The sequence below is a fragment of the Exiguobacterium sp. JMULE1 genome, assembly GCF_013337175.1.
GTDB classification, from domain to species: domain Bacteria; phylum Bacillota; class Bacilli; order Exiguobacteriales; family Exiguobacteriaceae; genus Exiguobacterium_A; species Exiguobacterium_A indicum.
This window is the reverse complement of the sequence record NZ_SGWC01000002.1, coordinates 2,146,177-2,169,462: the sequence shown is the minus strand read 5'-3', so window position 1 is coordinate 2,169,462 and position 23,286 is coordinate 2,146,177. Positions and strand designations below refer to the sequence as shown.

The 23,286-nt window shown below is 46.8% G+C and carries 23 protein-coding genes; 19 read left to right on the top strand and 4 right to left on the bottom strand.

Annotated features, from left to right (window positions below; genetic code table 11):
* Positions 1–46: 46 nt before the first annotated feature.
* The 8 genes from EXW93_RS11655 to EXW93_RS11620 all read left to right on the top strand — a co-directional run bounded on the left by EXW93_RS11655 (position 47) and on the right by EXW93_RS11620 (position 8,725).
* Positions 47–1,090: a glyceraldehyde-3-phosphate dehydrogenase gene (locus tag EXW93_RS11655; RefSeq protein ID WP_023469025.1), complete on the top strand. Its 1,044-nt coding sequence runs from the start codon at positions 47–49 to the stop codon at positions 1,088–1,090.
* Between the two features lie 258 nt (positions 1,091–1,348).
* Positions 1,349–1,735: an adenosylmethionine decarboxylase gene (speD, locus tag EXW93_RS11650; RefSeq protein WP_023469024.1), complete on the top strand. Its 387-nt coding sequence runs from the start codon at positions 1,349–1,351 to the stop codon at positions 1,733–1,735.
* Between the two features lie 107 nt (positions 1,736–1,842).
* Positions 1,843–2,211, top strand: a complete 369-nt coding sequence (locus EXW93_RS11645) for a hypothetical protein (protein ID WP_023469023.1) — start codon at positions 1,843–1,845, stop codon at positions 2,209–2,211.
* 13 nt (positions 2,212–2,224) lie between these two features.
* Entirely contained in the window at positions 2,225–2,701 is a 477-nt protein-coding gene (nrdR, locus tag EXW93_RS11640; protein ID WP_023469022.1) for a transcriptional regulator NrdR, read from the top strand.
* Positions 2,702–2,773: 72 nt separating this feature from the next.
* Complete coding sequence (locus EXW93_RS11635) at positions 2,774–4,135, top strand: replication initiation and membrane attachment family protein (protein WP_023469021.1); 1,362 nt, start codon at positions 2,774–2,776, stop codon at positions 4,133–4,135.
* Between the two features lie 12 nt (positions 4,136–4,147).
* On the top strand, positions 4,148–5,065 hold the full coding sequence (gene dnaI, locus EXW93_RS11630; RefSeq protein ID WP_023469020.1) for a primosomal protein DnaI: 918 nt from the start codon (positions 4,148–4,150) through the stop codon (positions 5,063–5,065).
* 311 nt (positions 5,066–5,376) lie between these two features.
* Positions 5,377–7,317, top strand: a complete 1,941-nt coding sequence (gene thrS / locus EXW93_RS11625; protein WP_174316483.1) for a threonine--tRNA ligase — start codon at positions 5,377–5,379, stop codon at positions 7,315–7,317.
* Between the two features lie 199 nt (positions 7,318–7,516).
* Positions 7,517–8,725, top strand: coding sequence for a right-handed parallel beta-helix repeat-containing protein (locus EXW93_RS11620; RefSeq protein WP_174316482.1), 1,209 nt, complete (start codon positions 7,517–7,519; stop codon positions 8,723–8,725).
* Between the two features lie 47 nt (positions 8,726–8,772).
* Here the strand turns inward: EXW93_RS11620 and EXW93_RS11615 are convergent, their stop codons facing one another.
* Positions 8,773–10,242: a catalase gene (locus EXW93_RS11615; protein WP_023469017.1), complete on the bottom strand. Its 1,470-nt coding sequence runs from the start codon at positions 10,240–10,242 to the stop codon at positions 8,773–8,775.
* A 434-nt stretch (positions 10,243–10,676) separates the two neighbouring features.
* Between EXW93_RS11615 and infC the strand changes: the two genes are divergently transcribed.
* The 8 genes from infC to pheT all read left to right on the top strand — a co-directional run bounded on the left by infC (position 10,677) and on the right by pheT (position 18,022).
* Positions 10,677–11,207, top strand: coding sequence for a translation initiation factor IF-3 (gene infC, locus EXW93_RS11610; protein ID WP_029342318.1), 531 nt, complete (start codon positions 10,677–10,679; stop codon positions 11,205–11,207).
* Positions 11,208–11,234: 27 nt separating this feature from the next.
* On the top strand, positions 11,235–11,429 hold the full coding sequence (gene rpmI / locus EXW93_RS11605) for a 50S ribosomal protein L35 (RefSeq protein ID WP_023469015.1): 195 nt from the start codon (positions 11,235–11,237) through the stop codon (positions 11,427–11,429).
* A 37-nt stretch (positions 11,430–11,466) separates the two neighbouring features.
* Positions 11,467–11,826: a 50S ribosomal protein L20 gene (rplT, locus tag EXW93_RS11600; RefSeq protein ID WP_012371057.1), complete on the top strand. Its 360-nt coding sequence runs from the start codon at positions 11,467–11,469 to the stop codon at positions 11,824–11,826.
* 118 nt (positions 11,827–11,944) lie between these two features.
* Positions 11,945–12,427, top strand: coding sequence for a dUTP diphosphatase (locus EXW93_RS11595; protein WP_023469014.1), 483 nt, complete (start codon positions 11,945–11,947; stop codon positions 12,425–12,427).
* A 12-nt stretch (positions 12,428–12,439) separates the two neighbouring features.
* A complete protein-coding gene (locus EXW93_RS11590; protein ID WP_023469013.1) occupies positions 12,440–13,522 on the top strand; it encodes a M42 family metallopeptidase in 1,083 nt (360 codons plus the stop codon).
* A complete protein-coding gene (locus EXW93_RS11585) occupies positions 13,497–14,282 on the top strand; it encodes a TrmH family RNA methyltransferase (protein ID WP_371811222.1) in 786 nt (261 codons plus the stop codon). Before EXW93_RS11590 ends, EXW93_RS11585 begins: the two co-directional genes overlap by 26 nt.
* Positions 14,283–14,590: 308 nt before the next feature.
* Positions 14,591–15,613 carry a phenylalanine--tRNA ligase subunit alpha gene (pheS, locus tag EXW93_RS11580; protein ID WP_058713776.1) on the top strand — a complete coding sequence of 341 codons (1,023 nt, stop codon included), beginning with the start codon at positions 14,591–14,593 and terminating at the stop codon, positions 15,611–15,613.
* 12 nt (positions 15,614–15,625) lie between these two features.
* On the top strand, positions 15,626–18,022 hold the full coding sequence (gene pheT / locus EXW93_RS11575; protein ID WP_174316481.1) for a phenylalanine--tRNA ligase subunit beta: 2,397 nt from the start codon (positions 15,626–15,628) through the stop codon (positions 18,020–18,022).
* Positions 18,023–18,087: 65 nt separating this feature from the next.
* Here the strand turns inward: pheT and EXW93_RS11570 are convergent, their stop codons facing one another.
* On the bottom strand, positions 18,088–19,275 hold the full coding sequence (locus EXW93_RS11570) for an MFS transporter (RefSeq protein WP_035396569.1): 1,188 nt from the start codon (positions 19,273–19,275) through the stop codon (positions 18,088–18,090).
* A complete protein-coding gene (locus EXW93_RS11565) occupies positions 19,272–19,700 on the bottom strand; it encodes a MarR family winged helix-turn-helix transcriptional regulator (protein WP_023469008.1) in 429 nt (142 codons plus the stop codon). Before EXW93_RS11565 ends, EXW93_RS11570 begins: the two co-directional genes overlap by 4 nt.
* A gap of 257 nt (positions 19,701–19,957) precedes the next feature.
* On the opposite strand from EXW93_RS11565, the gene EXW93_RS11560 reads away from it, so the two are divergent.
* Positions 19,958–21,424 carry a UDP-N-acetylmuramoyl-L-alanyl-D-glutamate--2,6-diaminopimelate ligase gene (locus EXW93_RS11560; RefSeq protein WP_023469007.1) on the top strand — a complete coding sequence of 489 codons (1,467 nt, stop codon included), beginning with the start codon at positions 19,958–19,960 and terminating at the stop codon, positions 21,422–21,424.
* A gap of 22 nt (positions 21,425–21,446) precedes the next feature.
* Here the strand turns inward: EXW93_RS11560 and rnhC are convergent, their stop codons facing one another.
* On the bottom strand, positions 21,447–22,367 hold the full coding sequence (rnhC, locus tag EXW93_RS11555; RefSeq protein ID WP_023469006.1) for a ribonuclease HIII: 921 nt from the start codon (positions 22,365–22,367) through the stop codon (positions 21,447–21,449).
* Between the two features lie 120 nt (positions 22,368–22,487).
* Here rnhC and zapA point away from each other — a divergent pair, with 120 nt between their 5' ends.
* Positions 22,488–22,730 (top strand): cell division protein ZapA, encoded by a 243-nt coding sequence (gene zapA / locus EXW93_RS11550; RefSeq protein ID WP_254606204.1) that lies wholly within the window; start codon positions 22,488–22,490, stop codon positions 22,728–22,730.
* Entirely contained in the window at positions 22,727–23,275 is a 549-nt protein-coding gene (locus EXW93_RS11545) for a CvpA family protein (protein ID WP_023469004.1), read from the top strand. The genes zapA and EXW93_RS11545 overlap by 4 nt, the downstream gene beginning before the upstream one ends.
* Positions 23,276–23,286 lie beyond the last annotated feature (11 nt).

Below are 23,286 nucleotides of genomic sequence, written 5' to 3'. Positions count from 1 at the left end.
ATCTGTAAACGGAGCTACATCCGTCACATTGAAGGGGGATCCGCACATGGGAGTCAAGGTGGCAGTCAATGGTTTTGGTCGAATTGGTCGAATGGTCTTTCGACGTCTGATCGCTGAGGGGAAAAGCGAAGTCGTAGCAATCAATGCAAGCTATCCAGTCGAAACACTCGCACATTTAATCAAGTACGATACGGTACATGGGAAATTCAATTATCCGGTCGACATCATCGATGGGGCGTTGATGGTTGACGGAAGACAAATTCAAATCGTCAGTGAACGCAATCCTGAACTATTGCCGTGGGGGGAACTCGGCATCGATATCGTCGTCGAAGCGACAGGAAAGTTCAACTCAGATACGGGTGCTGCGAAGCATTTAGTGGCAGGCGCAAAAAAGGTCGTCATCACGGCACCTGCTAAAGGGGATGTCCGGACGATCGTCATGGGTGTCAATGACGACATGTATGATCATGAAACAGATGCTATCGTCTCGAACGCATCGTGTACGACGAACTGTCTCGCACCTGTCGTGCAAGTCATCGACCGGGCATTCGGAATCGAATCGGGTCTCGTGACGACGGTTCACGCGTTTACGAACGATCAAAATAATATTGATAATCCACATAAGGATTTACGACGCGCCCGTGCATGTGGCTCATCCATCATTCCAACATCGACAGGTGCGGCAAAGGCGATTTCTCTCGTCTTGCCACACTTGGAAGGAAAATTGAATGGACTCGCGCTTCGTGTTCCGACACCGAACGTCTCACTCGTCGATCTCGTCGTCGAAGTCAGTCGCGATACGACGGTTGCTGAAGTGAACGAAGCGTTCACGAAAGCAGCGGACGGTGCGCTTGAAGGCATTCTCGGAATGACGATGGAACCGCTCGTTTCGATCGACTTCAACGGAGAAGAGCGTTCGACGGTCGTCGATGGACTCTCGACGATGGTCATGGGTGGTCGTCAGGTGAAGGTCCTCGCTTGGTACGATAATGAGTGGGGTTACTCCTGCCGCGTCGTCGACCTCGTACACCTTGTTTCGGCGCACTTAGAGGCGATGGGAACGGTTGAAAAAGAACTTGAATTGAATTAATGACAACGGGCAGATCCCAGTAACGACGGGACCTGTCCCGTTTTTTTTCTAGAAATGTATTAATTTTTGAAATTTATCCTTGTGTATCTTTTTGATACTCGCTATAATTCAAATCGTGAACTTCAATCGGTCTGGCAATCGCAGCTTAAAGGGTTAGGACCTCTCTGGACTAACTTTCCCCCGTGGGTGCGAACGACTCAGGCGCAAAGTAAGTGATCAACTACTTTGAAGACCATTGAATGTAGGGGGGATCCACAAATGGATACTATGGGAAGACACATTATTGCAGAACTTTGGGATTGTAATCCTGAAAAATTGAACGACATGGAATTCGTTGAACGACTTTTCGTTGACGCAGCACTTCAAGCAGGTGCAGAAGTACGAGAAGTAGCATTCCACAAGTTTGCACCACACGGCGTCAGTGGCGTCGTCATTATCTCTGAATCGCACTTGACGATTCACAGTTTCCCAGAGCACGGGTATGCATCGGTTGATGTCTTTACTTGTGGGGATCGGATCGATCCAGCCATCGCAGCGAACTACATTGCTGAAAAGCTCGATGCGAAAATCCGTGAAAATGTCGAAATTCCACGTGGTATGGGACCAGTTCAAGTTCCAGCGGCTACTGTCCAGCACGTCAACTGACAACACACACGAATTCGTCAAGCCCTCGTCGTTCAGACGAGGGCTTTTTAATATGTCTGACGTCTGTTATTCTTAATAGTAGAAGAAACAAAGAAAAGAGGATGACCATGGGACTGAAGGAACGCTTGCAAAAACAGCTAGAGACATCCGATACACATAAAAACGAAAATTTACGCACACACTACTATGCGGCAACAGTCGAGATGTTGTTTGCTGGTTTAGAAAATATCTTAAAGCAAGAGGGCGGAACGGTTCGTCGTGTTGACGCGGAACGTGGAGAACTCGCTTTTACATTAAAAGAAGTCGACGGACTCGCGACCGTCATTATGGTGGCGGGCGGACGTACGGCCGTCGATTTATTCTTACATCGTGAAAGTCTTCTCGGACCTGATCTCGAAAAACACATCGAGCGAATCTATGCATCACTTGATGCGGGATATCGATTAAAAATGATTGGAACAAAAGAAATCACGTGAACGGAGGTACGGCATGCGCTGTCCAGCCTGTAATTTTAACGGAACAAAAGTACTGGACTCAAGACCGGTCCAGGATTTCGGTTCGATTCGGAGGAGACGTGAATGTGAGTCTTGCGGCTATCGCTTTACGACTTTCGAAATGGTCGAACAGACCCCTTTAATCATCGTAAAGAAAGACGGAACGCGCGACGAGTTCAATCGTGATAAAATTTTGCGGGGACTAGTGCGTGCCTGTGAAAAACGACCGATTTCGATTGAACAGCTAGAAACAGTCGTCAGTCGGGTCGAAAAGGCATTGCGGGCGACGGCTCAGCATGAGATTCCAAGTGAGCAGGTCGGACGTCTCGTGTTAAATGAATTAGCTTCCGTCGATGAAGTGGCATACGTCCGCTTTGCGAGTGTTTATAAACAATTCAAGGACATCAATGTCTTCTTCCAAGAGCTCTCTGAGCTGATGGAGCGACATCAAGAAAATGACCGTGAAAATTGAACGTGATATAAGAGAGGTCGTCTGTCCGGTCAGCGCACCTCTCTTTTTCTCCCTAAGGAAAGGACGAGTCAGATGGTAGAACGTGAACTTTCCGGTACCGATCTTTGCTTAGTGATGAGCAATGGTGTCGTCGACCGTGAAGCCTATCAATCTTTATATTATTTGTACCAGCCGATCATTGGTGTCAAAGCTCTTGGACTCTATCAAACGTTTTGGAGCGAGATGATTCCGGGAAAAACAAAATCCCAATACATCTCCCATGCGGAACTCGGAACGCTACTCGGTTTTTCCGTCGATGAATTCAAGGAAGAGTTATTCAAGCTAGAAGGGATCGGTTTGATCCGGACGTTCGAAGCGCGCCAAGCCGCGTATCGCTACATCTATCAAATCCGGGTGCCGCTCGCGCCGAACACTTTCTTGAATGACGGGGTGTTATCGAGTCTGCTATTTTACCGCGTCGGTGAAATTCGTTTCCGCTCCCTCCAGCATCGTTTCCGGACAGAACCGCTTCCGAAGAACATCGTTGATCGGACGGTCAGGTTTGATCAAGTGTTCGATGTGAAAGCTGGTCTTGCTTCCGCGCATCAGCCGAAGGCCTATGCGAAACAGGAACGAGCAGTATATGAATTCGATTATTCGTTTGATTTAGAAGAGATGAAACGTCAAACCGATCGCTTTTTACCACGGACCTTTTACTCAAAGGCGATCGATCATCTGCTCGTGAAGCTTGCTTACGTCACGCAGTCGAATGAAGCATTGATGGCGGAACTGTTGAATGCCCGTTTCCGTCACGAAGCATACTTGCCGATGACCGATGCTGAGAAACAAGAACGTTGCAAACAGATGATGTTGTCAGCGAAACAAAAACTCAGCCGAGAGAAAAAAGCGAAGGTCGCCTCACTCGACACGATCGAGGTCGGAGACGTCGAAGCAACGGAGACGATGGAAAGCACCCATCCGAAGCATTATGTCGCGAAGTTGCGGAAGGTCAAAGCGCTGTCAGAACGAGATGAAGAGCTGATCCAGCAATTGATCATCGATTATGAAATGTCGTCTGGGATCGTCAATGCCGCCTACTATTATGCGCTCGTCGTTAAAAAGGATAATCGCTTCAGTAAGAACTTCCTCTTATCGATCGTCGATGATTGGAAACAGAAGGGGTACGTGACAGCATCCGAGGCACTGGCGAAGACGCAGGAGCAGGATGACTTGATCGCGAAGAAGCAGGAGCAAAAACAAGAACGCGCGCGTCAGACCGTTGGTGGACGTCGGGGACGGACCAGCAATACGAACGGCGGTCCGAATCCGAAATGGTTGCAAGAAGAGAAGGCGAAACAGCAACAGTATGAAGCCTCTAAAAAAGCGAGTTTCGAAGCGGATGTTCCAGACGATGAAGAGATGGAACGAATCTTACGAGAACTGAAGGGGAACTAAAGGAGTCGGGACATGGAACATATCCAATCATCTATCGAAAAAATATTAAGTCGACCGGATGTCGCAGAATCGGTTCGAGCGATTCAACAACGGGTGTTGTCTCATCCGGGGGTCGTCATGTTCTTACGGACCCATCCGGAAATCGATCAACGAATGATCGAGCGGGGCATGCTCAAGCTGAATGAATACGCGGAACAGATGGACGGGAATCGACTGATTGAAAGTAAGGCCGTCATTGAAGGTTATCAGCCGATCCTGCACGTCGAAAAAGGACAGATCGTCGTCTCGTATGAGAAGTCACAAGCACTCAAAGACCGAGAAGATGAACGTGCACTTGAGAAGAAATTCAAGAGCCTGTTCCTGCCGGATGAAGTGCGTGATGCGAACTTCAGTGATTTCGACTTGTCGACGACGGACCGGAAGCTCGCCTTACGTGCGGCGTCTCAGTTCCTCAATCATCTGCGTTCAAAAGAGCATGTAAAGGGACTGTACCTGCACGGTAGCTTTGGTGTCGGGAAAACGTATCTCTTGGCTGCGATCGGGAATGCACTGAAGAAAGAACGGATTGCAACGATTCTCGTCCATGCTCCTGGTTTCGTCGCTGAAGCGAAACGACGGATCCGGTCGGACTCGTTCGATACGTTCCTCGAAGGATTCCAAACGATTCCAGTATTGCTGATTGACGATATCGGTGCAGAATCGATCAGTCCGTGGGTACGGGATGAATTGTTCGGAATCATTTTGCAATACCGCATGATGCATCGTCTGCCGACATTGTTCAGCTCGAACTTATCGTATGATGAACTTGAGCTCCATTTCGGGATCACGAACGATCAAGGCGATAAATTAAAGGCCGCACGACTGATGGAGCGGATCCGGACGACGACACAACCGATCGAGTTCCTTGGCGAAAATCGACGTCGCTACTAATTTTCCTTGTCAAGGAAGCGACCGATTCGTTATACTAATGACACGTCAATAGACGATGCAACGATTGAGGATATGAAGTATGAAATGAACCAAACTAGCGAGAGAAGAACGGTGGAAGCTTCTCATGGAATCATTCATGTCTTTACTCCCTCATAGCACGAACGGGGCTAATCCGTTTGCGCCTCACGCCCGTTAACGCGTGTTCGAGCCGAACCAGTGAATGGTCCGGGAACGAGGGTGGTACCACGAGATTAAGACTCGTCCCTTTTTAGGGATGAGTCTTTTTTATTTTGTTAAAGGGGGAAACAGTCATGTCAAATATCGCACTTACATTTCCAGATGGCGCCGTAAAGGAATTCGCAGTCGGTACGACAGCAGAAGAAGTCGCTGCATCAATCAGCCCAGGACTTCGTAAAAAAGCATTTGCTGCCAAACTAAACGGGCACGCCATCGATTACCGTCGTCCAATCGAAGAGGACGGCACAATCGAATTGATCATGCCGGATTCAGAAGAAGGGCTCGATTTGATTCGTCACTCTTCAGCTCACTTGATGGCACAAGCCATCAAACGTCTGTATCCGGATGAAACGATTCATCTTGGAATCGGACCGACGATCGAGAATGGTTTCTACTATGACATCGATATGGAACGTCGTCTGACAGAAGAAGACTTACCAGAAATCGAGAAAATGATGAATAAAATCGCCGGTGAGAACTTGCCGATCGAACGGGAAGTCGTCTCGCGTGACGAAGCACTCGCGATTTATAAAGAACTCAATGATCCGTTGAAAGTCGAATTGATCGAATCGATTCCTGCTGATCAGGATTTGACGATTTACCGTCAAGGCGAATTCTTCGATCTCTGCCGTGGACCACACGTTCCAGCAACAGCGAAGCTACAAGTCTTCAAATTGATGAGCATTGCTGGTGCTTACTGGCGTGGGGATTCAAAAAACAAGATGTTACAACGGATTTACGGTACAGCATGGGCGACAAAAGATCAGTTGAAACAACATCTCCACTTCCTTGCTGAAGCGAAAGAGCGGGATCATCGTAAACTCGGGAAGGAACTTGGATTGTTCTTCACTTCTCAAGAAGTCGGTCAAGGACTCCCGATGTGGCTACCAAAAGGAGCAGCGATCCGTCGGACAGTCGAACGTTATATCGTCGATAAAGAACTCGAACTTGGATATGAGCATGTCTACACACCGGTCCTCGGTTCAGTCGATCTATACAAGACATCGGGTCACTGGGATCACTATCAAGATGATATGTTCCCGAAAATGGAGATGGACAATGAAGAACTCGTTCTTCGTCCGATGAACTGTCCACACCACATGATGGTCTACAAGAACGAACCGCGTTCGTACCGTGATTTACCGCTTCGTGTCGCGGAGCTTGGTGGTATGCACCGTTATGAGATGTCTGGTGCCTTAACTGGTCTTCAGCGTGTTCGTTACATGGTCCTAAACGATGGCCATACGTTCGTCCGTCCTGACCAAATGAAAGATGAGTTCAAAGCCATCGTTCACCTCATTCAAGAAGTCTATGCGGACTTCGGAATCACAGATTACAAATTCCGTCTTTCGTACCGTGACCCAGCGGATAAAGAGAAGTACTTCGATAACGATGCAATTTGGGAAATGGCACAACGTGAGTTAAAAGAAACAATGGATGAGCTTGAACTGGAATACTTCGAAGCAGAAGGCGAAGCTGCCTTCTACGGACCGAAGCTTGACGTTCAAGTTCGGACAGCACTTGGTAAAGATGAGACGCTTTCGACAGTTCAACTCGACTTCCTCTTACCAGAGCGATTCGAATTGACGTACAAAGGAAATGACGGACAAGATCACCGTCCGGTCGTCTTACACCGTGGTGTCGTTTCGACGATGGAACGATTCGTCGCATACTTGATCGAAGAATACAAAGGCGCGTTCCCAACATGGCTCGCACCTGTTCAGGTGAAATTGATTCCGGTTTCTAAAGTGCATGAAGACTATGCCCGTGAAATCAAAGCAATCTTGCTGAAAAAAGGAATTCGTGTCGAAACAGATTTCCGTGACGAGAAACTCGGATACCGGATTCGTGAAGCACAAGTCAACAAAGTACCTGTCATGCTCGTTTTAGGTGATAAAGAAGTCGAATCACGCGAAGTCAACATTCGTCGCTACGGCTCAAAAGACTCAAGCAACGCATCACTTGAACAATTCGTATCCGATTTAGAAACAGAAATCGCGAACCGTTCAAAATAATGAAGAATAACCGATTGTTCCGTTTTACGGGATGATCGGTTTTTTTGTATGTCCTTTAAAACAACTGCAGTAGATCCGATAAACAAGAGAGTTAGTTTTAAAAAAAAGAAGATGGAAATATTTATTTTTATTTGGAAAAGGATTAGAATGTAATGGGAAATGGATAAATTTGTTTTATGAGTAGAAAGGACGTATGACATTGAAACGAACACTGACAGTAACGCTTGCTGCCTCCCTCTTGTTTATGGGAACTTCAGCTGAACAGCCAAAAGCAGCGACAACAAAAAAACCATATTATATTATTGACCCTACAACAAAGCCTATTGATCCCTTGATTCGAAAATACACGACGTATAATGCGAAAACCCGGAATCATTATACGATGCGTTCTTATTTAGAAAGACTTGAAAAAGAAGGGGGAGGCACGCTTGTTCTAAAAAAAGGAACGTATCTATCTCCACTGCGTGTCGGAATTCCATCGAACACGACGGTCATTTTAGAAGACGGAGTCATCATCAAAAAGACATCTGAAACGGGGACGTCAAAAATCAGTGCGACGACGAGTGTCTTTGATTTAGTAGCACCGTCTGTGTTACGTCTGAATAAAAAAATGTCGAAATACAACGGTACGAAAAACGCACGGATCATCGGAAAAGGAAACGCACAAATCGACTTAAACGGCTTTTCGCGAGGATCTGCCTTTGCGATTGCACACAACCAAAATTTATATATCGGTGGCATCACAGTGCGTAATCAAAAAGGATCACATGCGATGGAGTTAGACGCGACGAAAAACGCGACGATTGAAAATATGAAGTTCGTGGATGCGACAATGATAGCGAATACAGGACCAAATGAATCGATTAACTTAGATACACCGGATCCAATCACGAAAGGTTTTCCGTGGAAGTGGTCTGCTCAAGATGGTACACCAAATTCGGATATCACGATTCGAAACAATGTTTTTTCTAACATCAACGTCGCCATTGGCACACATCAATATACAGAGAATCGTTTACACACGAATATCCGGATTGAAAATAACTTGATCGAAAAGACGAAGGACTATGCCATTTCGATGATGAACTGGAAAAATCCGACCGTCATCAACAATACGATTCGAGATGTACACCGGGCAGACGGAAAAGCAATGACGATTTTAGGGCGAGGCATCATCGGTGGGACGATTCGCTATAATACATTCGAAAACGCCGATCGTGCGATTCAAATGCAACCGTTTCAAAGCGATGGATATGCACCAATTTATAACTCATTTACGGAAACAGAAAAACAGTACATGCAACAAAATACTGCCAAAGATGTTCAATTAAATAGAATCGTCTTATTTACGAAACTAAATGAATATACGTATGCAACAGCTGAACGATATGACTTTGTTCCGTACTAAACCAAGCAAAAGCACCCAAGACTAGCGTCGAGGGTGCTTGTTTTACGTTATGAACGCATTTGTTGCAAGAACGGTTCGATATCGACTTGAAGCGCTTCTGATAGTTTCTGACCGAGTGAAGCATCAGCACGGTAGAAGTTACAGATTGCGAGCAAGACTGTGTTCTCATGGCGAACCTGCTCGAGATCATTGACGAGGTTCTTCAGAAGAGCTGCTTGCTCGTCTTCTGTCAGACGACGGTATACTTCGCCGGCTTGACCGAAGTTGTTCGTCTTCTCGATTTCGAGACGACCGTGTTTATCATCAAGTAACGGCTGGTTTTCTTCCGTATACTCTGGTGTTTCTTTTGGTTCTTCTTGATATCGGTTTGGTTCGTAGTTCACCGGACTCGTTTGCTGACCAACTGGCATTGCACCATCACGTTGGTAGTTGTTCACTTGTGCGAACGGACAGTTGATCGGAAGTTGTTGGTAGTTCGTTCCGATACGGTAGCGTTGTGTGTCTGAGTAAGAGAATAGACGACCTTGTAACAACTTATCTTCAGATGGTAACATTCCTGGAATCAAGACACCTGGGTTGAATCCGACAGATTCTGTTTCAGCGAAGTAGTTATCGACGTTTTTGTTCAGTGTCATCGTACCAACGTGTTGGAACGGGATGACATCTTCAAACCAATCCTTTGTTGCGTCGAGCGGATCGAAATCGAACTGATCGACGTCAGCCGGATCGAGCACCTGTACGAACAGATCCCATTCCGGATAATCTCCGTCTTCAATCGCTTGGAACGTATCGTTTGAAGCGTGGTTGAAGTCTTTTCCTTGAATCTCTGTCGCTTCTTCTGCTGAGAGATTATGAATGCCAGCTTTCGGTACCCAGCGTAGTTTGACGTAAACCGTATTGCCATGAGCGTTCACCCATTTGAATGAATGGACGGAAGAACCACGCATTTTACGGTAACTTGCAGGAATCCCTTCATCCGTAAAGAGATGCATGAGCATGTTCGTCGATTCCGGACGAAGTGTCATGAAGTCCCAGTAACGGTCGGGATCTTGAATATTCGTGCGTGGATCTGGTTTAAGTGAATGGACCATATCCGGGAACTTCATAGCGTCACGAATGAAGAAGACAGGAAGGTTGTTCCCGACGAAATCCCAGTTTCCTTCTTCTGTATAGAACTTGACAGAGAATCCACGTGGATCGCGGAGTGTCTCTGGAGAATGCGTGCCGTGAATAACAGTCGAGAAACGGGCGAAGACAGGAACTTCTGTCCCTTCTTCTTGTAAAAACGCAGCTTTCGTGTACTTTTTCATTGAGTTTTTGACAGTGAAGACACCGTGAGCACCGAATCCACGAGCGTGTACGACACGCTCAGGTACACGTTCCCGGTCGAAATGGGCCATCTTTTCAATTAATTGATAGTCTTCTAATAACGTTGGTCCGCGACGTCCAGCCGTACGTGAATTCTGGTTGTCTCCGATTGGTACACCTTGATTGGTCGTTAATCGTTTTTCAGTCATCTGTTATTCTCCCCCTTATGTAAGATTAAATTGATTATAAAACAATAATCATTCTAAATAAACAATTTTGCTTGCGAATGTTCTGAATCTTTTTTTCCATGTTAAGAGTGTACCCGTGAAAAACAGGTTAGAAACTTCTTGCTTATCCGTTAAAGGATTGCTATTATAATCAAGTATGTGAGCAACGTTCTGTAAGAACATAGAAAGCGGCTTGACATCACGGGAAAACAAGTGCTATGATAGCAAAGTGAAATGACAACAAAGCAGAAGCATCCCGCTTCTCACCATGTATGACGACTCGTACTGGTTCATCATGAAGATACGCAATGTGTAGCGACTGCTATGCTTTGACGTTCCTTATGAGTGTGGGCGGGAAGAACTGCCGACGCTTTTTTTATAGCGTTTTCTATCATTCATTTTTCGTGCAATGCACGATGGAGGTGCTAACCATTAGCAAAGATCTGTTAATCAATGAAAGCATCCGTGCCCGGGAAGTTCGTCTTATCGGAGCGGATGGTGCTCAACTAGGTGTCCAATCACGCAACGAAGCGCTACGTCTCGCAGAGGAAGCGGAACTTGACCTCGTCATGGTCGCTCCACAAGCGACGCCGCCAGTTTGTAAGATCATGGACTACGGTAAATACCGTTTCGAGATGCAAAAGAAGGACAAAGAAACTCGGAAGAATCAGAAAGTGATTCAGATGAAAGAAGTTCGTCTTAGCCCGACGATCGAGGAGAACGACTTCCAAACGAAATTCCGTAATGCGAAGAAATTCTTGGAGAATGGTAACAAAGTGAAAGCGAGCATTCGTTTCCGCGGTCGTGCCATCACTCACTCGGAAATCGGTAAACGCGTTCTCGAACGCCTCGCAACGGATTTAAGTGAGTTCGGTGTTGTGGAACAGAGACCGAAGATGGAAGGACGCAGCATGTTCCTCGTGCTTGCTCCTAAGAAAGAAGACTAATCGAATCGAAGTAGGAGGGAATCTCTCATGCCTAAAATGAAATCGCACCGCGGTGCTTCTAAACGTTTCAAACGTACTGCTTCTGGCAAATTGAAACGTGGTCGTGCTTACACAAGCCACTTGTTCGGTAACAAATCAACAAAAGCGAAACGTAAATTACGTAAAGCTAGCATGGTATCTACGGGTGACTTCAAACGCATCCGTCACATGATCGCGAAGTAATTTATCCAATCGTATACAGATTTAGGAGGGAATTTATATGCCACGCGTAAAAGGCGGATATACGACTCGTCAACGTCGTAAAAAACAACTCAAATTAGCTAAGGGCTACTACGGCTCGAAACATACACTCTTCAAGGTTGCGAAACAGCAAGTCATGAAATCTCTCATGTACGCTTACCGTGACCGTCGTCAAAAGAAACGTGACTTCCGTCGCCTCTGGATCACTCGGATCAATGCGGCAGCACGTATCAACGGTCTTTCTTACAGCCGCATGATGCATGGTCTTAAATTAGCAGGTATCGACGTTAACCGTAAGATGCTCGCTGACCTCGCAGTTACAGATGCAACTGCATTTGCTTCACTTGCTGACACAGCAAAAGCAAAATTGAACGCTTAAGTTCTACAATTCGTCGGGGAATTTAATTCTCCGACGTTTTTTTCGATTTAATGATAAAATAAGAAGGCACGTCGATGAGACGGTCATATGATTTTTTTAGATAGAAGGAGAATTAAAGATGGATTGGTTGACACTTTTTGAGATGCAAGAACAGTTGGATAAACGGATTCAGTCAGAACATCAATTGACAGGCAATCAATTCGACGAGCGTCTGCTCGCCTTATTGGTCGAACTCGGTGAACTTGCGAACGAGACACGTTGCTTTAAGTTCTGGTCGAAGAAGGGACCATCCGCTCAAGTCACAATTCTTGAGGAATATGTCGATGGCGTCCATTTTCTACTCTCACTAGGTTTAGCACTTGATTACAAGAAAAGTCATTTTACAGAAGGTGACTTCTATTTGACAGCAACAGATGCTTTTTTAGACGTCTATAACAAAACGAACGTCTTTGCGATTTCGCGGACGGAACAAAGTTATGATGTTCTAATTGGTGCATACCTTGCATTAGGTGCTACACTAGGCTTTACACAGGATATGATTTTCAAGGCTTACATTTCTAAAAATGAAGCAAACCATGTGCGACAAGACAACGGTTACTAAGGAGGAAATCAGATGAACGAACAATTACATATGCTAAAACGTCTCACGGACGCAACAGGTGTACCGGGAAACGAAAAAGAAGTCCGGAACCTCATGCGTGAATATTTAGAACCTCATGCAGAAGCATTCCACCAGGATGGTCTCGGTAGCCTCTTTGCTGAACATAAAGGCGCAGGCGAAGATGCGCCACGTGTATTGATTGCGGGTCACATGGATGAAGTCGGATTCATGGTCACGAAGATTGATGAAAAAGGATTCCTTCGTTTCCAACCACTCGGCGGTTGGTGGGGTCAGGTCCTCTTGGCACAGCGTATGAATATTGTGACGTCATCTGGTGAAGTCATTCCAGGTGTAATCGGAGCAAAACCACCTCATGTTTTACCACCGGAAGCGCGCAATAAGCCGGTCGACATTAAAGACATGTTCATCGATATCGGTGCTTCATCAAAAGAAGAAGTCGACGGTTGGGGAATTCGTCCGGGTGATACGGTCGTTCCACATTGCGAATTTACTGTGATGAAAAATGAGAACTTCTTGATGGCAAAAGCGTGGGACAACCGGATTGGTTGTGCCATCGCAATCGAAGCAATCAAACGCTTAAAAGCAGACGGTCATCCGAACACGATTTTCGCAGGAGCGACTGTTCAGGAAGAAGTCGGATTACGTGGGGCTCAAACTGTCGCACACCTGCTGAAACCATCAATCGCCTTTGCTGTCGATACAGGTATCCCGGGTGACACGCCAGGAATGACCGATCGTGAAGCATTGTCGAAATTAGGTGAAGGCGTTCAAGTCATCATGTTCGATGCAACGATGATCGCACATCGTGGATTGATCGATTTCGTGACGAAAGTCGCAACAGAAGAAAATATCAAGTATCAACTGGACTTAACACCAGGTGGCGGAACGGATGCAGCGAAATTCCATTTGTCTAATACAGGTGTTCCATCACTTGCATTGACTGTACCGATCCGTTACTTGCATACGAACGTCTCAATCATGCATAAAGCCGATTTCGAAGCAGCCGTCGATTTAGTCGTTGCTGTGACAAAACGTCTTGATGCGGAGACTGTCCAAGCGATCTACGAGGGGTAATAAAATAATGAAGCACATCGCATCAGCAAAGAACGAAATCGTTAAACAATGGAAAAAACTCTTAACGAAAAAAGGACGTCTGCAGACGAACCGTTTCTTGATCGAAGGAGAACATCTGATTGAAGAAGCTGTTCGCGCTGGAATCGTCAAGGAATTGATCGTGCGTGAATCGTACCAAGTACCCGGTTCTTGGAAACGAAATGCCGATGTCTTTACGATCGATGAAGCCGTCATCAAAGTACTGGCTGAGACGGAAACGTCGCAAGGCATCTTCGCTGTCTGTGAGATGAAACAAGCTTCGGCACAATTAGAACGAGGACGCTATTTGTTGCTCGATCGTCTACAAGATCCAGGGAACGTCGGGACGATGATTCGGACAGCTGACGCAGCTGGATTCGATGGTGTCGTCGTCGGACCGGGAACAGTTGACGTCTATAACGGAAAAGTCATCCGTGCGACGCAAGGATCGCTGTTCCATCTACCTGTCATCTCCATGCCGCTCGAAGAGGCAGTCAATGCCCTGCACGAACAAGGAATTGCGGTAATCGGCACGGCGTTAGAAGGAGCGACGTCTTATCAAACGATCGCACCGATGGATGCACTCGGTTTAATCATCGGGAACGAAGCACAAGGCGTTGCGCCAGAATTGCTCTCTTACTGTGATGAGCGTGCCTACATCCCGATCCGCGGTAAAGCGGAGTCGTTGAATGCGGCAGTAGCGGCTGGTATTTTGCTCTATCATTTTGCAAGCGTGGATTGAAACCGACAAGCGTTCATGCTAAAGTGAACATCAGGAATACATCATGGACGTTGATGGAACAGAGTACGTTAGGGAACGATTCAATCAGGGAGAAGCGGTCGTAGACTGAAAACTGCTTCATGAATCTGCTAACCGAATTCACTCCGGAGTCGCACGAGAGATCGTGACGGGATGCGCCCGTTATCGCGCAATTGGAGGACTTTTCGATTGAAAAGTCAAACAAGGGTGGTACCACGGTGTTTACATCGTCCCTTCGGCATTTGCCGGAGGGACGTTTTTTTATATCTTCAACTAAAGGAGTGGGAAAGATGCGCGAGCAATTAGAAGCATTACGCGATGAAGCGTTGACATTAGTCGATCAGGCAACAACTCAAAAAGATCTCAATGACGTCCGAGTCAAGTATCTCGGGAAAAAGGGACCAATCACAGAAGTATTACGAGGAATGGGAAAGTTATCAGCGGAAGAACGACCAGTTGTCGGTGAGATCGCAAATACGGTTCGTCAAGCGATCCAAGAGCAATTGGAACGACGTCTGACAGCTGTCAAACAACAAGAAATGGATGCAAAACTGGCAGCGGAAGCAATTGACGTCACGTTACCAGGACGTCCGAAAAAGGTCGGTCATGCGCATCTCTTGCAACAGGTGACGGATGAGATCGAAGACATCTTCGTCGGACTCGGTTATACGATTGCGGAAGGTCCAGAAGTCGAGCAAGATCTGTTCAACTTCGAGATGTTGAATTTACCGAAGGATCACCCGGCACGTGATATGCAAGACTCGTTCTACATCACGGAAGAAATTTTGATGCGAACGCATACGTCACCGGTCCAAGCACGGACGATGCTCGCTTCTAAAGGTGAACCGATCCGCATTCTCTGCCCAGGTAAAGTCTATCGTCGAGACGAAGATGATGCGACGCATTCGCACCAATTCATGCAAGTCGAAGGACTCGTCGTCGGAGAATCGATTTCGATGGCAGACTTAAAAGGAACGCTTGAAGCCTTCGCGAAGCAGATGTTCGGTGAAGCACGTGAAGTCCGCTTACGCCCAAGTTTCTTCCCGTTCACGGAGCCGTCCGTCGAAGTCGACGTCTCGTGCTTCAAATGTGGCGGTAAAGGATGCAACATCTGTAAACAGACGGGATGGATTGAAATTCTGGGCGCTGGAATGGTTCATCCTCACGTGCTCGAAATGGCCGAATATGATAGCACGAAAATGTCAGGTTTCGCATTCGGGATGGGTATCGAACGGATTGCCATGTTGAAATACGGTGTCGATGATATTCGCCACTTCTATACGAATGACGTTCGCTTCAGCGAACAGTTTTAAGGGGGAACGCAGATGTTAGTCTCAAAACAATGGTTGAACGAATATGTGGATGTCAGTCATACATCAGGACAAGATTTGGCTGATTTGATTACAAAGAGCGGAATCGAAGTCGAAGGCGTAGATGTCCGGGATGAGGCATTGAACAACATCGTCGTCGGACGTGTATTAACGAAAGAAAAACATCCAGAAGCAGATAAATTGAATGTCACGACGGTCGACATCGGGCAAGACGAACCGGTCCAAATCGTATGTGGTGCACCGAACGTCGAAGCCGGACAAGATGTCATCGTCGCACGCGTCGGAGCTCGCCTGCCAGGTATTAAAATCAAACGTGCTAAATTACGAGGTGTCGTCTCAGAAGGGATGATCTGTTCACTCGAAGAACTCGGATTCGAAAAGAAATATATCCGAGAAGATGAGCAGGACGGGATCCATACGTTCCGAGAACCAGTCACACCAGGACAGGACGTCTTGGAGTTACTCGGTCTACGCGATGAAATCCTCGAACTTGGGTTAACGCCGAACCGTTCGGACTGCCTCAGCATGTATGGTGTCGCATACGAAGTGGCTGCGCTTTATGATACGACACCGACTTTCCCGGCCGTTGAAGTCAAAGAAGCAGAAACTGCGACGGCAGTCGACGTGACGCTTGATTCAGAGGACTGCCCGTTCTACGCGGCACGAGAAATTCAAGGCGTGACGATTCAAGAATCACCGACTTGGTTAAAAAACCGCTTGATCGCGAACGGCATTCGTCCAATCAACAACGTCGTCGACGTTACGAACTTCGTCTTACTCGAGACAGGTCAACCGCTTCATTCATTTGATGCTGAAAAACTTGGAAAACGGATCGTCGTGCGTCAAGCGCACGCAGGAGAGTTGTTCACGACGTTAGACGAAGTAGAGCGGACGCTCGATTCTTCGATGCTCGTCATCACAGACGGTGAACGCCCGGTCGCGCTTGCTGGTGTCATGGGTGGAGCGAATACCGAAGTCGATGAAAACACGACATCGATCATTTTAGAATCAGCTTACTTCGCACCGATTTCCGTCCGGAAGACGAGCCGTGTTCTTGGACTTCGCTCGGACTCGAGTGCTCGTTTCGAAAAGGGCGTCGATCCACGTCGTGTCTTGTTAGCACTCGATCGGGCTGCAACTTTGATTGCTGAACTCTCGGGTGGAGCGGTTCAGGCTGGTGTCGCTCAAGCAGGAACGCTCGAGCTTGACGATCACTTGATTGAAGCGAGTGTCTCGTACATCAATCACCGTCTTGGTATGGAGATTGAAGGAACGGTCATGCAAACGTTACTCGAACGTCTTGGTCTCGGTGTTGAATTATCGGGTGATGCCTTGACAGTCAGCGTACCGACTCGCCGCCAAGACTTGAAAATTCCAGCTGATTTAGCGGAAGAAGTCGCTCGTCTCTATGGATATGATGCACTGACTTCAAGCTTACCGTCTGAAGCGAGCCGTGGTTTCTTACCAAAACGGAACATTCACCGTCGTCATTTACGCCGGACATTGCAGGGAGCAGGTCTTTCGCAAGCTATCACGTATTCATTGACGAGCGAACAACGCGCGATGCAATTCAATGAACGAGAAGATTTGCATCCGGTCAAACTGGCGATGCCAATCAGTGAAGCACGTTCGACACTGCGGACGTCACTCATTCCGGGACTCCTTGAAGTCGCGCAGCATAACGTCGCACGACAGCATGCCGATGTCGCGTTTTATGAACTCGGCAGTGTTTATCTGCAACGGGATGCGTCACTTGAGACACTCCCGATTGAACAAGAAATGATCGGTGGCGTCGCAGTCGGTGTGTCAGAACAACACCGTGCGCACGGAACGCTCGTCAAAACAGATTTCTTCGTCATGAAAGGAATCGTCGAGACACTCGCTTCTGCAGTCGGTGTTACGTTGACGTTCGAGGCAGCGAGCATTCCATCGATGCACCCAGGACGGACGGCGCGCATTTTGCTTGACGGAGAAGCGATCGGATTCGTCGGTCAAGTGCATCCTGGTCTGTCAAAAGAACAGTATGGTCTAAAAGAAGTGTACGTCTTTGAATTAGAGGCGATGGCACTGCGTACGAAAGAAGAGCAGGTCTACTCGGAAATTTCACGTTTCCCATCAATGACACGCGACTTAGCAATCGTCGTCGAGCGATCAGTGACGGCGCAATCCATCGTCGATGTCATGACGGAAGCAGCCGGTCCACTTCTTCAGACAATCGAATTGTTCGATGTCTACACGGGTGAGAACGTCGGAGAGAATGAAAAATCATTCGCTTTCTCCCTCCGTTATCAAAACAAAGAACGGACGTTAGTCGATGAAGAAATCACGACAGCGCAACAGCGAGTCGTAGATGCAGTGAAAGAAACGTTCAATGCGGAACTTCGCGCATAATCAGGATAAACAAACAGCCGCTTTCCTTTCAGAGGAAGGCGGCTGTTTTTCGTTTGACGACAGATTCAAGAAGCAAGTTCTTCTGTTTCAGATGAAGCAGCTTGTCGTTTCGTAAAGGTGAAATACAGTAGACCACTTACGAGAACGATCAGACTACAGGACAAGAACATATTGGAATAGCCGATACCGCTTGCGACAGAAGCAAGAATCAAGGCACCGATTCCAAAACCTGTGTCGTAAGCAAGGAAAAAGGTCGAGATGGCTTTCCCTTTCTGTGCAGGAGGTGCGAAATTCAAGAGGACGGTTTGAAGGCCCGGGAAGATGGAAGCAGAACCGACTCCAATAATGACGGCTGCAAGCAATAAACCGGCAAACGAAGGATACATGCCGAGAATGACAAAGCCTATCATATAAAGAACATACGATGGCAACAACACGAATGCAGCTCCTCGCTGATCAAACAATTTTCCGGCAATCGGTCGAATCCCGACCATCCCGAGAGCGACTAATGCATAAAAATAAGAAGCATATGCGACATGTCCGATCGAGTCCGTATACAGTGAGATAAACGCTGATGTACTAGAAATCGCAACGCCTGCCAACAGAGTTGCTATCAATAAAAGCGGACGTGATAAGAAGAGGGACTGACTTAAACGAAACGCGGACGTGCTTGGAATATGTTGACTCGTCAGCGGTAGACGCATCATTAACAACAAGGCGATGACTGCTAGGGCAGCAACTGTCACGAAGTACAGAACGAATGCTTTTTCTTGAATAAAGGTTAGACCAATGACAGGACCGAGGACGGATGCCAAGTTCATCGATAGGACGAAATAGCCCATCCCTTCACCTTGACGTGTTTTTGGAATCAATGTCGTAACGGCGAGACTGATCGAAGAAGATAACATTCCGAAACTAAACCCGTGGATGATACGAATAACGATTAAATAGAAGAATGATTCCAGTGGTAGGACAAGCAAGTAGCAGAGGCTCATTAATGTAAAGAGACTTGCAGAGACCATTAAGACACGCTTTAAATCATAACGATCTAACCAGTGACCGATCAGTGGACGAGAACAGACGGTTGCCAGGATGAAACTCGTCACGATCCACCCGAGTGCTGAAGCGGAGACTGGAAACTGTTTAGCAGCGAGTAAAGGAAGTGAGGCATTAAGTAGATAAAACGTGATGAAGAGCAATAAGTTAATGATCAGCGTCATGACGTAATGACGCGAGAATAACCGAGTGGTCATGAAGATTCCTCCTGTCGATGTAGAGTAAGTAGGTGCGTCATCCACTCACCAAGCTGTTGCTGATCGGTGAGGGAGAAGGAGGCGAGTAAGCGTTGGTGGGTCTCTTGGACCGCAGCATCGATTTGGTCGAACCGTTCAATGGCTAAAGGTGTCAATGAGACAAAGTGTGTTCGTCCTTCTTTTATCCGAGTGATGAAACCAAGCGTCTCAAGACGTGAGACGGTTTTCGTCACAGCTGGTTTTTCAATGATTAAGTAATCGGCCAGTTGGACTTGTGAGACAGGTTGTAGTAATGCAACTGCTTTTATTAGTGCCCATTGACCCGTATGTAACGAGTAGGGAAGCAAGGTAGCATCAATCTCTCGTTTTACGAGACGTGAGACTTTTGATAGTTGTCCGAGTACATCTTCTTGTGTGTAAAGCATCCTATTTCTCCTTTTAGTTAACTAGTTAACTTTAAGAGTGTATCAAAGCTGATTAAGAGGTGCAAGGGAAGAAACACTCATTTCGAGCATTGAAGAGAATAATTTTCTAGCATGATAAAAGATTAGGCAGGTCTTAAAGCGGGTATGTTCCGTAAAAGAGTATTTGATTTACTTGAAACAATGGATACGACTGTTTATGTGATTGGTTGACTAATTCATCTTGACATAGAGAAGAGACAAGAAGGGAAGAGTACATCATGAATCGACTAGCGAAGCTTCTGAATGAACTATTACCACTCACTATAAAGGAAGCAATCAATCCACTCATTACGAATATCGCAACCGATTCGCGACAAATCACACCTGGCGGATTATTCATCTGTATCAACGGCTACACGGTTGATGGTCACGATTATATCAATCAGGCAATCGAGAACGGGGCTGTGGCGATTTTAGCTGAACGATCGTTTCCGGATTGCCCGATTCCCGTCATTACCGTGCCGGATACGAAACGACTTGCAGGTCAAGTCGCGAATCGCTTTTACGATCAACCGAGTCAAAAGATGCGTGTCTACGGTGTAACCGGAACAAACGGAAAAACGACGACGACGAAATTGGCGTATGATCTCTTTCGAGCAACAGGTGTGAAAGCCGGCATGATCAGCACGGTCGGTGCACGAATTGACGAGGAACTCATTGAGACGCCGAATACGACGCCTGAAGCCATCATCTTACATCGACTGTTATATGAAATGGTTGAAAAAGGCGTGACGGATTGCATCATTGAAGTGTCTTCTCACGCACTAGCCGAAGGTCGAGTCGAGGGAGTGTCTTTCCACTCGGCAGCATTTACGAACCTGACGCATGATCATCTGGATTATCATCATTCAATGGAAGATTACGCAAAGACGAAAGCTTTGTTGTTTCAACAAGTCGCTGCGTCAAATGGTCGGACCATCGTCTTGAATCGAGAAGATGGTTGGAGTCGCGTCATGCGAGAAGCTGCGCCTTTGCAACCCGTTATCTGGTATACGACGAAACCCCACCGAACGTCACAGATTGCGGTCGAATGGCTGACGGATACCGTCAATGTGCGGATCGACGAGACGACAACACGTGTGCCGACAGCTTTACTAGGTGAGTTCAATGCAGCGAATTTAGCGGCAGCGATGGGATTGTTGCGGGCAGGCGATGCCAACCTCTATACGTTGATTCGTCATATTCCAGAACTGGAATTGCCGAAAGGACGACTCGAACGACTGGACTGGGCACCTTGTGAGATTTATATCGATTATGCCCATACACCGGATGGTCTAGAAAAATGTTTGCAGGCACTCACTTCTTCCGGAGAGTCGCTATCGGTCGTCTTAAGTGCAGCTGGAGAGCGTGATCGAACGAAACGAGCGGAGATGGGGCGAATCGCAAGTAAATATTGTGAACACATCATCGCAACGGTCCATGATGCGAGGACAGAGAATCCGGATCGAATCATCGAAGAGTTAATCGTCGATATTTCACGTGAACATTTAGTAGGGTGTCATACATCCCGTCACGAAGCGATTGTACAAGCAGCGCATTTGGCGCACGAAGGGAAACGCATCGTCATCGTCGGGAAAGGTCATGACGAGGTAGAACGAATCGGTACAAAAACGATTCCTTTTAATGAAAAACACATACTGCTTGCGGAATTAGAACGACTGTCTGAAGGGAAGTCCGTCATTTAAAAAACCGACCATTCCGTTAAGGTCATGGTCGGTTTCGTTTCGCAGCTAGTTGTTGTGCCTTTTTCGTATTCGCAAAATGGGCTTTCGTCCAGTCACGAAGTTTGTCAGCTCCATAACGTAAAATCAGTGAGGCAGCGACTTGATCCACTTTAGCACCAGCACCTTTCGGAATGACGACACCTGTTGTTTCACTCAACTTGTCCATCTCCTTCAAAAAGATGGCGCGAGCAATGATCGAGGAGGCAGCGACGGCGACATGGAGTTGTTCCGCCTTGGTCGAGAAGTAGACATTTTCTCGAACGGGATTGATGACACCAGACAAGTGTTTATAGTAAACGGTCTTTTCAGCAAACTGATCTATCAAGATCGCTTCTGGTTTCGTCTCCAGTTTGTCAAGAAGTCGCTGCAGGACATCATTATGCATCAGGGCAGTCATCTTTCCTTGTGTCATCGTGCGTTGCATTTGATTGTATTCTGGATTGTGTAGGATACGATATGTGTACGGAATGACGGCATGAAGATCACGGGCGATCTTTCGAATCTCCGTGTCATTCAAGTGCTTGGAGTCACGTACACCCAGTTCTCGAAGGAGTGCAATCTGCTTTCGATCAACGAAGGAAGCGACGACGACGAGTGGACCGAAGAAATCGCCTTTTCCAACTTCGTCACTGCCAGCGACGGACCATTCTGCAAAACCATTTGGTAACGTTGAAACAAGTGGTTCCTTCGATTTAGTCGGTGTAGCCGTGCCGAAGCGTGAAGCGATCGTTTCGGCTTCGGTTCCTTGAAACATCACTTTTCCAGAATTGTAAATCGTGATGACACATCCGGGTACTTTAGCGGCGAAACGAGCATACGGTGGACTCTTCGTCTGTCCTTGTTTAAACTCTTGTATGACGAGATCTTGCTTTTCTTTAGATAAGCGTAAAACGATAGTTCCCACGAGATAACCTCCCTTTCCGGGATTAAGCATACCATCCTTAAGACCGATGGGGGACTTCTTTTCCTAAAACGAAAATGATGGTACTATATGAAAGAAGCAAAGTATGAGGAGGACAGAAAAATGGCTGATTCAGAAGGGTTGAACCGGACGACGATTCATATCGCAGGCAATGATTATACGATTGTCGGAACGGAGTCGCCAGAACACGTACGCGAAGTGGGTCTCCTCGTCGATACGAAAATTCGAGAAATCCGAGAACAAGCACCACAACTCGACGTTCGTCAAATCGCCGTCCTAGCGGCGCTTAATATTGGTAGTGATTACGTAAAAATAAAAAGAATTTGGGTGAACTATAAACTATGATTTCTTTCGTTATCTTATTACTTCTCGCCTTAGGCATCATGACAGGTGTCCGACGGGGAGTCGTATTGCAGGCCGGGCATTTGCTCAGCCTGATCATTTCCTTCATCGTCGCCTTGTCGTTCTATGAGGAACTGGCGACGAAATTCCGTTTGTGGGTTCCATATCCGTCGACGCTGGATGATGCGGGAATCGATTTGACGATGTTCGCAATTCCAAGTTCAGCACGACTCGATGAAGTGTTCTATAAAGCCTTTTGGTTCGTCGTCCTGTTCTTCGGTACAAAAATCATCTTAGCGATCTTATTGTCGATGTTTGATTCGTTGACGAATGTCCCGATCTTAAAACAAGTCAAAGGATTATTAGGTGGCGTCTTCGGCTTCATCGAGATGTATATCTTCATCTTCTTGCTCTTGTTCTTAGCGGCATTCGTTCCGATTCAGTCGATACAGGATGCGATCGCAGACTCGAGTTTGGCAAGCTTCATCATCCAACATACACCGCTCCTTGCGAATTGGCTGATGGACAAAGTTGGATTGATAAAATAAACATGCTCCCG

Excerpts from the sequence above, each read along its gene's own strand:
- EXW93_RS11595 (WP_023469014.1), top strand. The coding sequence starts at position 11,945 with ATGGATTGGTTGACACTTTTTGAGATGCAAGAACAGTTGGATAAACGG.
- EXW93_RS11590 (WP_023469013.1), top strand. The coding sequence starts at position 12,440 with ATGAACGAACAATTACATATGCTAAAACGTCTCACGGACGCAACAGGT.
- pheS (WP_058713776.1), top strand. The coding sequence starts at position 14,591 with ATGCGCGAGCAATTAGAAGCATTACGCGATGAAGCGTTGACATTAGTC.
- EXW93_RS11645 (WP_023469023.1), top strand. The coding sequence starts at position 1,843 with ATGGGACTGAAGGAACGCTTGCAAAAACAGCTAGAGACATCCGATACA.
- pheT (WP_174316481.1), top strand. The coding sequence starts at position 15,626 with ATGTTAGTCTCAAAACAATGGTTGAACGAATATGTGGATGTCAGTCAT.
- EXW93_RS11560 (WP_023469007.1), top strand. The coding sequence starts at position 19,958 with ATGAATCGACTAGCGAAGCTTCTGAATGAACTATTACCACTCACTATA.
- rplT (WP_012371057.1), top strand. The coding sequence starts at position 11,467 with ATGCCACGCGTAAAAGGCGGATATACGACTCGTCAACGTCGTAAAAAA.
- nrdR (WP_023469022.1), top strand. The coding sequence starts at position 2,225 with ATGCGCTGTCCAGCCTGTAATTTTAACGGAACAAAAGTACTGGACTCA.
- EXW93_RS11655 (WP_023469025.1), top strand. The coding sequence starts at position 47 with ATGGGAGTCAAGGTGGCAGTCAATGGTTTTGGTCGAATTGGTCGAATG.
- EXW93_RS11615 (WP_023469017.1), bottom strand. The coding sequence starts at position 10,242 with ATGACTGAAAAACGATTAACGACCAATCAAGGTGTACCAATCGGAGAC.
- infC (WP_029342318.1), top strand. The coding sequence starts at position 10,677 with ATGGAGGTGCTAACCATTAGCAAAGATCTGTTAATCAATGAAAGCATC.
- EXW93_RS11570 (WP_035396569.1), bottom strand. The coding sequence starts at position 19,275 with ATGACCACTCGGTTATTCTCGCGTCATTACGTCATGACGCTGATCATT.
- thrS (WP_174316483.1), top strand. The coding sequence starts at position 5,377 with ATGTCAAATATCGCACTTACATTTCCAGATGGCGCCGTAAAGGAATTC.
- speD (WP_023469024.1), top strand. The coding sequence starts at position 1,349 with ATGGATACTATGGGAAGACACATTATTGCAGAACTTTGGGATTGTAAT.
- EXW93_RS11565 (WP_023469008.1), bottom strand. The coding sequence starts at position 19,700 with ATGCTTTACACACAAGAAGATGTACTCGGACAACTATCAAAAGTCTCA.
- rpmI (WP_023469015.1), top strand. The coding sequence starts at position 11,235 with ATGCCTAAAATGAAATCGCACCGCGGTGCTTCTAAACGTTTCAAACGT.
- EXW93_RS11545 (WP_023469004.1), top strand. The coding sequence starts at position 22,727 with ATGATTTCTTTCGTTATCTTATTACTTCTCGCCTTAGGCATCATGACA.
- zapA (WP_254606204.1), top strand. The coding sequence starts at position 22,488 with ATGGCTGATTCAGAAGGGTTGAACCGGACGACGATTCATATCGCAGGC.
- EXW93_RS11635 (WP_023469021.1), top strand. The coding sequence starts at position 2,774 with ATGGTAGAACGTGAACTTTCCGGTACCGATCTTTGCTTAGTGATGAGC.
- dnaI (WP_023469020.1), top strand. The coding sequence starts at position 4,148 with ATGGAACATATCCAATCATCTATCGAAAAAATATTAAGTCGACCGGAT.